This window comes from Leptolyngbya cf. ectocarpi LEGE 11479 (assembly GCF_015207065.1).
GTDB classification, from domain to species: domain Bacteria; phylum Cyanobacteriota; class Cyanobacteriia; order Phormidesmidales; family Phormidesmidaceae; genus Leptothoe; species Leptothoe ectocarpi.
Genome location: NZ_JADEXP010000519.1, coordinates 1 through 3,057, shown reverse-complemented (window position 1 = coordinate 3,057; position 3,057 = coordinate 1). Strand labels below are relative to the sequence as shown.

Annotated in this window: 4 protein-coding genes; 3 read left to right on the top strand and 1 reads right to left on the bottom strand. The window is 46.0% G+C overall.

The features are described from left to right. The first annotated feature begins 255 nt into the window (after positions 1–255). The 3 genes from IQ260_RS29320 (at position 256) to psbU (ending at position 1,735) form a co-directional block, all read left to right on the top strand. Positions 256–984, top strand: a complete 729-nt coding sequence (locus tag IQ260_RS29320; protein WP_265579592.1) for an aldo/keto reductase — start codon at positions 256–258, stop codon at positions 982–984. Further along, positions 942–1,202 carry an aldo/keto reductase gene (locus IQ260_RS31945; RefSeq protein WP_407657768.1) on the top strand — a complete coding sequence of 87 codons (261 nt, stop codon included), beginning with the start codon at positions 942–944 and terminating at the stop codon, positions 1,200–1,202. The genes IQ260_RS29320 and IQ260_RS31945 overlap by 43 nt, the downstream gene beginning before the upstream one ends. A gap of 101 nt (positions 1,203–1,303) precedes the next feature. Continuing rightward, on the top strand, positions 1,304–1,735 hold the full coding sequence (gene psbU, locus IQ260_RS29315) for a photosystem II complex extrinsic protein PsbU (RefSeq protein WP_322745076.1): 432 nt from the start codon (positions 1,304–1,306) through the stop codon (positions 1,733–1,735). Positions 1,736–1,739: 4 nt separating this feature from the next. Here psbU and hypE read toward each other — a convergent pair whose 3' ends face one another. Then, positions 1,740–2,771, bottom strand: a complete 1,032-nt coding sequence (hypE, locus tag IQ260_RS29310) for a hydrogenase expression/formation protein HypE (protein ID WP_193996590.1) — start codon at positions 2,769–2,771, stop codon at positions 1,740–1,742. Positions 2,772–3,057: the final 286 nt, after the last annotated feature.

The following is a 3,057-nucleotide window of genomic DNA, read 5'->3' as shown; positions in this document are numbered from 1 at the left end:
GGCCCCCATAAAATCCTCATATTAATTATTTAACCTGAAGCTAAGCCTTACAGAGAGAAGCTAATCCTGGATGAATCTAATTCATATGATTTAACAACCAGATGAGATTCTTACCCTCTCCATTGGAAGAAGTAGGTAGTCTAAAGAGGTTGTGTTTTTAGATCGCTAAGACCTTTGTGCTAGTGGTAAAACAGCACAGGGCAGCATCTTTGTACTTTCTTACATAATTATTAATCTGTACGCTTGAAGATAATCATGAAAAAAATTCAGTTAAGTCAAACGGGGATTGACGTCAGTTGTTTATGCCTAGGAACACTGCGGTTTGGGACCCTTAACACATACGAACAATCAGCCCAGCTGCTGGACATTTATCTAGAAGCTGGAGGTATGTTCATTGACACAGGCAACAGCTACAATCAATGGAGCGCTGACGGCAAGGGTGGCGAAAGTGAAGTTGTGGTTGGTCGATGGCTTCGAGAACGGGGCAACCGAGATGATCTCTTCATTGCCAGTAAAGTTGGTTTTGGTTTTGGTTATGGGGAAGTGCCTGATGGTCTAGCTGCAGCAACTATTATTTCTGAATGCGACAACAGTCTGAAGCGATTGGGGATTGATCATTTAGATCTCTACTATGCCCATAAGGATGATCCACATACGCCCCTAGAGGAAACACTTGAGGCGTTTCACTCATTGGTGAAAGCCGGTAAGGTGAGATTTGTCGGGGCGAGTAATTATTATGCTTGGCGTTTAGCAGATGCAGATGCGATCGCAACGGCTCAAGGTTGGAACGGATTTACCTGTATCGAACAGCGATTTACCTACCTGCGCCCAAATCCTGGCGCAGATTTCGGCGAGCAGCGTCTCATCAATCAAAACCTGATGAGCTATTGTGACGCTACACCCCACTCCTACGGGGAGCCTATGTCCGACCCGATCGTCCCATCTCAGCTGCTTATACCGGACCAGATACAGAAGCCCGGATAGCTGCACTACGGGAAGTCGCCCAAGAACTCAACGCCACCGCCAATCAAGTTGTATTGGCCTGGATGATGCATCGCCAGCCGCCCCTGCTACCTGCTTTTTCAGGGGGTCGCCCCGAACACATGCAAGAAAACCTGGGAGCGTTAGACCTGACCTTGTCCACTGATCAGATGGCAAAGTTCAACAACGCGGGGCATTGTGTGAATGAAGAACCTAACTAGCGTTGGGGCATTAACTTTCACAAGATCCTCATATTGTGTTCTTAGCATTATTGCGGTTTCGACTCAAATGAATACCAGTGATCTACCTTAAAGGAATTAAGATGATGATTAGACAGTTTTTGAGCCTGTTTATAGGGCTTGCTTTAGTAATCAGTTGTTGGACTGGACTCGGCTTTGTTCAACCAGCAACAGCTCAGACATTGGTTACCAAGAACCTGAGCAATGCATATATCCTATCTGATGTATTGCGTAATCCCGTTGATGAGAAACTCGGTGAAGTTGGCGAAAAGATTGACCTGAATAATTCTAGCGTGCTGATCTTTAGACGGTATCGAGGACTGTACCCCACTCTGGCTCGAAAGATTATTGCGAACTCACCATTTGATACGGTAGAAGATGTTCTCAAGATGCCGAACTTAAGCGATCGCGAGATCGATATTTTGAAAGCCAATCTAGAGAATTTTGTAGTGACTCCACCTGAACCCGCCTTAATCGAAGGGGGAGATCGGATTAATCCTGGTATTTATAAGTGAATCATCAGCAAATACGGGGAAGTTGCTCGCCACTGAGAAAATCGAGAATGCGCCGGGATCCAACAGCATTTTTCATCGTGACCAACGCCCCTTGAGCATCCACCACTTGTCCAATAATTCGGGCTTGTGGATGGTACCGTTGCAAACATTTCAGCGCGTCTGATGCAGTACTGGCTGGTACAAAAGCAACAAAACGGCCTTCATTGGCGATGTACAACGGATCGAGACCTAAAATTTCACAAGCACCCTGGACTTGTTCTTCCACAGGAATTACTGTGCTCTCTAGTTCAATTTTCACACGAGCAGTCAATGCAATTTCATTCAAGGCACTGGCCAAACCACCACGGGTTAGATCGCGTAAACAGTGGATTGGTGAATTCTGTAGCAACTCCAGAACAGGATCTACCAAAGGAGCAGAATCACTCTTGATAGTGGTTTCAAACGTCAGCCCTTCACGAGCAGACAAAATAGCAATACCATGGCGGCCAATGTCTCCACTGAGAATAATAACATCACCTACTCGAACAGAACGGGGACCGATAAAGCCATCGTGCTCAAGTACGCCAATTCCAGAGGTATTGATAAATATCCCATCTCCCTTACCCCGATCGACTACCTTCGTATCACCGGTAACTATCTGTACGTGAGACTGTTGAGCAGCTGTTTGAATTGACTGAACTACCTGCCACAGGGTCTCCATCGGCAGCCCCTCTTCTAGAATAAAACTGAGGCTAAGATAGTGCGGTCTCGCCCCAGCCATGGCTAAGTCATTGACCGTGCCATGAACAGCCAGAGAACCAATGTCACCTCCTGGGAAAAACAGCGGTGTGACCACATAGGAATCGGTGGTAAATGCCAACCGGTTACCAGCCAGATCCAGACTAGCCGCATCATGCTGCCAGTCTGGATCTGGCTGAAATGTTGCTATCAACATTTCTTCGATCAGCTGGTGCATTAAGCGTCCACCACCGCCATGGGCCAGAAGTACTTGAGGATATTGCTGTAAAGGAATAGGGCAGGTAAGAGAAGATGACATAACACTATCGTGGTTTTATCAATACTAATGTGTCAGGTAGCTAGATTATTCCAAGGGCTAATTCTGTACTAATAACATGAGAGTTTCCAACTTCCTCACAAATTCCTCATCATTTTGTTCAAAACTTAGCCATATGCAACAAAGCAATCTATGAATTAGCTGAGATCTTGCACCATTTTCAGTAAGGGTTGCGTAGAGAGCGAAAATCTGAAAAAAAGGGCGTAAGTAAACGTCGAAGACGGCCATCCAAACCATGCTTCAACACGCCCAAAGGCTAGTGTATAGC